At 47.1% G+C, this 6,749-nt stretch carries 7 protein-coding genes, 1 pseudogene and 1 riboswitch; of the genes and pseudogenes, 7 read left to right on the plus strand and 1 reads right to left on the minus strand.

Annotation, left to right across the window (positions count from 1 at the left end; genetic code table 11):
* Together IQ294_RS16035 and IQ294_RS16040 are read left to right on the plus strand one after the other, a co-directional pair.
* Positions 1 to 505: pseudogene (locus IQ294_RS16035) on the plus strand (hypothetical protein); the annotation flags it as partial.
* Positions 506 to 634: 129 nt separating this feature from the next.
* Positions 635 to 768, plus strand: a riboswitch (FMN riboswitch).
* A gap of 145 nt (positions 769 to 913) precedes the next feature.
* Positions 914 to 1,498 carry an ECF transporter S component gene (locus tag IQ294_RS16040; RefSeq protein WP_203335056.1) on the plus strand — a complete coding sequence of 195 codons (585 nt, stop codon included), beginning with the start codon at positions 914 to 916 and terminating at the stop codon, positions 1,496 to 1,498.
* Between the two features lie 141 nt (positions 1,499 to 1,639).
* Here the strand turns inward: IQ294_RS16040 and IQ294_RS16045 are convergent, their stop codons facing one another.
* On the minus strand, positions 1,640 to 1,891 hold the full coding sequence (locus IQ294_RS16045) for a ferredoxin (RefSeq protein ID WP_033541495.1): 252 nt from the start codon (positions 1,889 to 1,891) through the stop codon (positions 1,640 to 1,642).
* A 108-nt stretch (positions 1,892 to 1,999) separates the two neighbouring features.
* On the opposite strand from IQ294_RS16045, the gene IQ294_RS16050 reads away from it, so the two are divergent.
* The 5 genes from IQ294_RS16050 (at position 2,000) to IQ294_RS16070 (ending at position 6,726) form a co-directional block, all read left to right on the plus strand.
* Positions 2,000 to 3,025 (plus strand): YpbB family protein, encoded by a 1,026-nt coding sequence (locus IQ294_RS16050; RefSeq protein WP_203335057.1) that lies wholly within the window; start codon positions 2,000 to 2,002, stop codon positions 3,023 to 3,025.
* A complete protein-coding gene (locus tag IQ294_RS16055; RefSeq protein WP_203335058.1) occupies positions 3,022 to 4,452 on the plus strand; it encodes a RecQ family ATP-dependent DNA helicase in 1,431 nt (476 codons plus the stop codon). Before IQ294_RS16050 ends, IQ294_RS16055 begins: the two co-directional genes overlap by 4 nt.
* Before the next feature lie 137 nt (positions 4,453 to 4,589).
* On the plus strand, positions 4,590 to 5,198 hold the full coding sequence (locus tag IQ294_RS16060; protein ID WP_238942888.1) for a LysM peptidoglycan-binding domain-containing protein: 609 nt from the start codon (positions 4,590 to 4,592) through the stop codon (positions 5,196 to 5,198).
* A 58-nt stretch (positions 5,199 to 5,256) separates the two neighbouring features.
* Positions 5,257 to 5,886 carry a CBS domain-containing protein gene (locus IQ294_RS16065; protein WP_203335060.1) on the plus strand — a complete coding sequence of 210 codons (630 nt, stop codon included), beginning with the start codon at positions 5,257 to 5,259 and terminating at the stop codon, positions 5,884 to 5,886.
* Positions 5,887 to 5,952: 66 nt separating this feature from the next.
* Positions 5,953 to 6,726: a metallophosphoesterase gene (locus IQ294_RS16070; protein ID WP_203335061.1), complete on the plus strand. Its 774-nt coding sequence runs from the start codon at positions 5,953 to 5,955 to the stop codon at positions 6,724 to 6,726.
* Positions 6,727 to 6,749: the final 23 nt, after the last annotated feature.

The raw sequence follows: 6,749 nt of genomic DNA on the forward strand, positions 1-6,749 counted from the left end.
CAATTCGATGGCAGTAAGTTTTGGGGAAGCTGAACAATTTTCCGTGGTCGATGAATCGGGCAACCCTGCCGAATTCGATCAGATCGGCCCGGTAGAACCGGTGGCACCGGAGTTGAGGGAAATCGCATATTACGCTTACACAAGCTCAAACGGTTCGACCTATTTGATGCCGGGCTTCGATATGTCTTTCGAAAATGCGGCAGAGGCGCTGGATGCGATGAAATCAACGCCAGCTGATGCTTTTCAGTCATTGATCCCTGATGGCGTGGATTATTCTGTTTCGGAAACGGAACAGGCGGTCACCGTTGAATTCGTTGAGACGATCGATTTCGACGCCTATGATTACGAAGATGCCATGCGCATGATCGAAGGTCTGGCTCTTTCTGCTGACTCGTTCGGCAAAGAATTATTGCTCGGGAACACAGTACAGGACAGCTGGGACCGCTTTGATATCAGCAATCCGTTGCCGGTGCCGGCAGGGATCAACCGGATCCCCTTTGAATGATAGGGAGAAATAACCTGCAGTGGCAGCCGCTGCTGCAAGGGAAATGATAGGACTGTGCATTGTAAGCAAAACTGTTTACAATGCACTTTTTTTCGCTTATCATTAAATCTGTACCACAATAAAATATCGATTCATCTTCGGGGCAGGGTGAAATTCCCTACCGGCGGTAATTGAACATTTGTTCATAAGCCCGCGAGCCGTAAAACGCAGGATTTGGTGAGATTCCAAAGCCGACAGTATAGTCTGGATGGGAGAAGGTGAAGGTGCGGACGTGTGTCGTTTACATTAAACGGAACGCTTATTAAGTGTGCCTTTTCTCCCTTAAGTGATTTTTCGCTTAAGGGATTTGTTATGTAGCCGCATGATCCAAGCCTTTCTTCTGGTGAATCACTCTAAGGAGAGAGGAATATGAAGAACAAAAAGTTGCAATCGATGATTGTAATAGGGATGTTGAGCAGTATCTCATTTATCTTGATGCTGTTGAACTTCCCGCTGCCGGCACTTCCGGCATTTTTGAAAGTTGACTTCAGTGATGTGCCAGCTTTGATCGGCGCTATCACAATGGGACCGGTCGCCGGCATCCTGATCGCATTCTTCAAGAATGTGCTCGACTGGCTGTTTCAGGGCAGCCCGACAGGCGTACCAGTAGGGCATTTGGCAAATTTCGCCACAAGCATCCTATTTTTCATGCCGGTCTACATGATCTACCGTAAAATCTCGACGAAAAAAGGGATGATTTTCGGTTTGGCGGCAGGCACGCTGTCGATGGCGATAGGCATGAGCGTTCTCAATTATCTTGTGTTCTTGCCGATGTACACGTATTTCCTGAATATGCCGGCTGAAACCGGTGAAGCATTATTCGGTACGATCGTGCTTGGTATTCTGCCATTCAACCTGATCAAAGGCATCATCTTGACCACGGTGGTTCTCCTGCTGTTCAGCAGCATGCATCGCTGGATCGAAAAGCAGCGGCTTTATTATCAGTCCAGTTAACTCCATTTAAAAGGCTCTTCGCAGAGCGTGAAAACAATAAGCCGACGGAAAAAAGCGAATGCTTTTATTCCGCCGGCTTATTTTGATGCAAAAAAAATACCCGGGAGAAATGCTTCTCCGGGTACGGGACAGCCTCAGCCATCAGTCTTCATATTTTAATGGGTCGCCTTCGAAAGGAGCGTCCGCAACTTTGATCGAATCCGTCGGGCAGCCTTCGAATGCATCTTCCATATCTTCTTCCAGCTCATCTGGAACTTGGGTGTTCCCCATGTTATCATCTAAAATAACAAACGCAATTCCTTCATCATCATAATCATAAATATCAGGTGCTGCAGCTCCGCAGGCGCCACAGGCGATACAAGTGTCTTTATCGACAATGGTATACTTAGCCATAATCTTATTCCTCTCCTTTATCTCCGAACAAGTTCAGTTATACTACCGTATTTCATTCTAAAGGTGTTTGTACAGATTTTCAACAATAAACCGCTAGGGGGCGCAGTCTTGTTATTTGAAGATATTCTTATCATACTTTTAAAAGCGGTGGACGGCGAGCGGACGGTTTCTTCGCCGTATCATTTGCTGAAGGGCAAGAAATCCGGCCAGACCCTGCAGGATATCGGCTATTATAAGCTGTACCCCTATTTCGGGATCCTGCCGAAACTGGAAAAAGACGTCTATGACCAAGCAGTGGAAAAGCTTTTCCAAAAAGGTTTAATTGCCATAGACGGACAGGTAGTGCGGATGACGGGAGTGCCAGTGGAGCAAAAGCCAGGTCCGACATTATTGGATGGCTGGAAATACCGGGGCAGCGAGCAAGTTTTCATGGCCCGGTTGTCGCTCATCGTCCAAACGCTTTCCCATATTCAACAAAAGAGCCGCATATTCGACCCGGTGGTGATTTCAGAAGATATACAGCGCTGGGTAAAAATTTACCTCAACAAGATGAATTATAAAGATCCGGCACAGTGTAAAGCTTTCAAGGATGAAATGATACACAGCCTCGGGGCAGTCGCTGTCAGTGAGCGGCAGAAGATGATCGTCATCCAGCGCTTGTCGGGCCTGAAAATAGGCGGCCTCACTTGGGAACAGATTTCACGTGCCGAAAAACAGACGGTAACCGATGCCCAGGTCCAGGCAATTGAAACGCTGCATGGATGGATGTCAGTCCTCGAGCAAGGAAGTTATCCATTGCTCCGGAATCTGCTTGATGGACTGATTCAACAGTCTGCCCTCACTGAAACGGCGAGACGGACCGAAAGCTATTTCAAAAACGGCCGAAAGCTAGAGGAAATTGCGGCTCTCCGAGGACTGAAAACAAGTACCATAGAAGATCATGTTGTGGAGATGGCGATGAATGACCCGGGTTTTGACATTCTGGAATTCATGGAAGCCGCGCTATTCGCCAGAATCATCGCAGTGAGCCAGTCACAGAACACGAAGCGGCTGCGGGATATCAAGGAAAAAGTGCCTGAGGCGAGCTATTTCCAATTGCGTCTGGCGCTTGCAGCAAAGGGGGGGATCGAATGAATCTGGAGAAGACGCTTTATGATGCATATGGTTTTACGTCTTTCCGTCCAGGGCAAAAAGAAGTGATCGAAAAGATCCTGGGCGGTGAAGATGTCATTGCCCTGTTGCCGACCGGAATGGGAAAGTCGATGTGCTACCAGCTTCCCGCTCATCTGCTTGAAGGCAGTGTGCTCATCGTCTCCCCGTTATTATCGTTAATGCAGGACCAGGTGGCCCAGCTGAAGAAGATGGGGGAAAAATCAGTGACAGCCCTCAATTCATTTTTGGATCCGTCAGAACGGACCATCGTCTTGAATAACCTGAGGAACTATCGCTTTATCTTCATTTCTCCGGAAATGCTGGTGCAGCCTTATATCAAAAATAAATTAAAGGACATTCAAATTTCGTTGCTGGTCGCTGATGAAGCCCATTGCATCTCGCAATGGGGATTCGACTTCCGCCCGGATTACCTGCGCATCGCGGAGATCCTTCCGGCACTGGGACATCCGAGAGTGCTTGCGCTGACTGCCACGGCGACAGCGAAAGTGACAGAAGAAATCAAGAAATATCTGCAGCTTACAGATCCGTTCATCTACAGCCATCCGATGGACAGGAAAAACATCGTCTATGACTGCAGGAAATTTTCAGCGGGGAATGAAAAATTGGAATGGCTGAAGGAATTCGTCAAAACAAACGGCGGGCCTGGCATCATCTATGCCGGCACCCGCAATAAATCCCGGGAAATAGCGGATCTTCTGAATATGGATGGCCTCCGGGCGGCATTTTACCACGGGGGCATGGAACATCAGGATCGCATCTTTGTCCAGCAGCAATTTCAAAATGGTGAACTCGACTGGGTGTGTTCCACCAATGCATTTGGAATGGGGGTCCATATTCCGGACATCCGGCATGTTATCCATTTTCAAATTCCGACCTCCATTGAAGGCTATGTCCAGGAAGTTGGCAGGGCGGGTAGGGACGGCAGCCCGGCACTCGCAACCCTGCTGTATGCCCCGGGTGATGAGGAAATGCTCGAGAGCCTGGTGCTGGATGATCTCCCGACGATAAATGAAATCAGGGAACTATACAACAGTGCCGACGGGGGATCGCAGCTGGTGGCACAAGGGATCATCAGGGAAACTTCCTTCCGTGTCCTGTCTTATTGGCGAACGAGGTTGACCGAACAGCAGACCATCAGGCAAATTGAACAGCAAAAAAATGAAAAGATGATGCAGTCGGCCAAAATCAAGAAATTAATAACTCTCAAAACCTGCTTAAGGGAGTACCTCATGGAATGTTTTGATCAGCAGCTGGTCAGCAAGCCGGCCAATTGCTGTGTGAATGACGGCATAGAGTACAGCAGCCTCCAATCTGGTCCGCGGAAAGAGGATGCAAGGACTTCACCGGCCACTTGGCAAAAACGCCTGGAATCCATACTGCCTTGTTAATATTGTATGATTACGGCATTTACAAATGGGTCTATTTTCGTCATAATGAAGTTATCAGATAAGAATGGGGTAATCAGTACATGGATAAAAAAAATTACAGAGAATCTTTGGAAAAAGACCGCCAGGAGATTAAGGACATGAATGCAAATATGTCCCGCAGAGCACAGCGGCAATCAGGCAAGCCTAAAAAAGAGAAGAGCAGAAATCTTTTATTGCCTACATTGTTCTTCATTTTCATCCTGATTCCGGTTGCCATCCTTATTTTTGTCGCTTTCGTATACGAGCCGGATGATACAGATTTCGCAGCAACCAATGACAACGAAGTGAGTTTTGAAACGACGCCTTCTGAAGAAACACCTGTCCTGGTTCCTGAGGAAACAGAAGAGGAAGTTACCGAGGAAGCTGAGCCTGAAGAAGTTGAAAAAGTTGAAGAGGCTGAGGAACCTGCAGAACAGCCGGCCGAAGATACACCAAAAGAAGAAACGCCTGCCGAGACTGAGCAGCCTGTAGAAAATACAACACCGGCACCGCAGGAAACACCAGCCGCAGCAACACCTGCCCCGCCTGCGAATAATGACCCAGTAAGTTCGAAGTCGGTAGTGGTGAAGCCGAATGAGACATTGTACAGAATCGCCGTCAATAATTACGGGGCTTCCGGAGCCGGAGCGGCAGTAGAGAAGATCAAACAGGCAAATGGACTGAGTTCCAATGAAATATTTGTCGGCCAGACGTTAATTCTCCCTTGATAAAGGGTAATTAATATTGAAACAGCAATACGATGATAAGAGAGACAGGAGTGGTGGAATGTTCGTTAAAAGTGCGATGATCAGAAGAGAAAAATGTTATACCGTAAGACCGGAGGATTCCGTTCAGGTCGGACTGGATCTATTGGAAAAATACACAGTTGATGCCCTGCCGGTAGTAGATGGCACATCGTTCAAAGGTATCTTCACCTGGTATCACGCTTATAAAGCTTTTTTCAACTCAGGAAAAAGCAAGGAAGAGTACATAAGCTCAACGAAAATCAAGGATATCCGGGTCAATGAAGAGGTGTACTTGAGCGTTAATGATGTATACGAGAAAGCGATGGTGCAATTGGAGGATTTCCCGATTATCGCTGTTGTGGAAAAGGGTGAATTCCTTGGGATCGTTACGCGTTTTGATCTTGTGAATCAGCTTCAAAGCGCTTTCGGAATGAAAGAGCCCGGTTACCGGATTACGTTCACTTCTGTTGAATCAGAAGGCCGGATCGGCCGTTTGGGTGACCTCATCGAGAAATTCAAGGAATCGGTCATTTCCCTTGTGACATTTGATGAGACGGATAAAGTCGTTCGACGAATCGTCCTGAAAATCCACAAAAAAGATAATATCGATAAATTTGTCAAAGAACTTGAGAAATCCGGATTCCGCGTACTGGATATTTTCGAAGATTAATAGGAAAATAAAGGGGCGTAAGCAGATTTTGCTTATGCCCCTTTATTGATTGGAGAAGTGGTACATATGAAATGGTTTTTCCGGACAGTGATTGCAGCCGCTGCAGCGCTGCTCCTTGTTATGTTCAGAAACGCAAGCAGCATCAAAGAAAAGAGCCATAGGGTTCAGCTGGAGTCGAAAAAGGGATTCAAACCGTTCAAAATTATGTTCATCGCTGATATCCATAGAAAGAAACTTCCGGAAGATTTTATTTCCTGCCCGGTCGATGCCATCATCATCGGCGGTGATCTGACGGAAAAAGGTGTGCCTTTGAACAGGACAGCGGATAATCTGCGTATTTTAACGGAAACTGCCCCTGTCTATTTTATCTGGGGTAATAATGACCGTGAAGTAGGCGACCGAAATCTGCGGAAACTCATGGATTATTTCAGTGTAACAATTTTGGACAACCAATCAGTCGAACTTTTTGGACAACCGAATGTGAAGCTGGTCGGGATCGATTATTTCAGTGCAGGAGAAGCGAAAGTTGAATGGGCTTATGAAGATGTGGATGAGGATGATACGGTTATTTTCGTTTCACATACGCCGTCGATCTTCAAATTCATCCGGGAAGAGCGGAAGGCCGAGCTGCTGATGGCGGGTCATACGCACGGAGGCCAGATTCGCCTGGGGAAATTCGGGTTATATGAAAAAGGTGCGATGATCAGAAGGAGTGACAGGTATGAACTGGTAACGAACGGTTACGGCACCACTACCCTGCATCTCCGGCTCGGTGCCGAAGCGGAATATCATATATTGGATATCTCGCCGCTTAAAAATAGGGAACTGCAGATTGTCTGATGTAGAGTATTCCGTTCAACTTA

The organism is Planococcus beigongshangi (assembly GCF_016820495.1).
Taxonomy (GTDB): domain Bacteria; phylum Bacillota; class Bacilli; order Bacillales_A; family Planococcaceae; genus Planococcus; species Planococcus beigongshangi.

What these genes read in the sequence shown, in the direction of transcription:
- IQ294_RS16065 (WP_203335060.1), top strand. Translation starts at nt 5,257, where the DNA reads ATGTTCGTTAAAAGTGCGATGATCAGAAGAGAAAAATGTTATACCGTA.
- IQ294_RS16040 (WP_203335056.1), top strand. Translation starts at nt 914, where the DNA reads ATGAAGAACAAAAAGTTGCAATCGATGATTGTAATAGGGATGTTGAGC.
- IQ294_RS16045 (WP_033541495.1), bottom strand. Translation starts at nt 1,891, where the DNA reads ATGGCTAAGTATACCATTGTCGATAAAGACACTTGTATCGCCTGTGGC.
- IQ294_RS16070 (WP_203335061.1), top strand. Translation starts at nt 5,953, where the DNA reads ATGAAATGGTTTTTCCGGACAGTGATTGCAGCCGCTGCAGCGCTGCTC.
- IQ294_RS16055 (WP_203335058.1), top strand. Translation starts at nt 3,022, where the DNA reads ATGAATCTGGAGAAGACGCTTTATGATGCATATGGTTTTACGTCTTTC.
- IQ294_RS16060 (WP_238942888.1), top strand. Translation starts at nt 4,590, where the DNA reads ATGAATGCAAATATGTCCCGCAGAGCACAGCGGCAATCAGGCAAGCCT.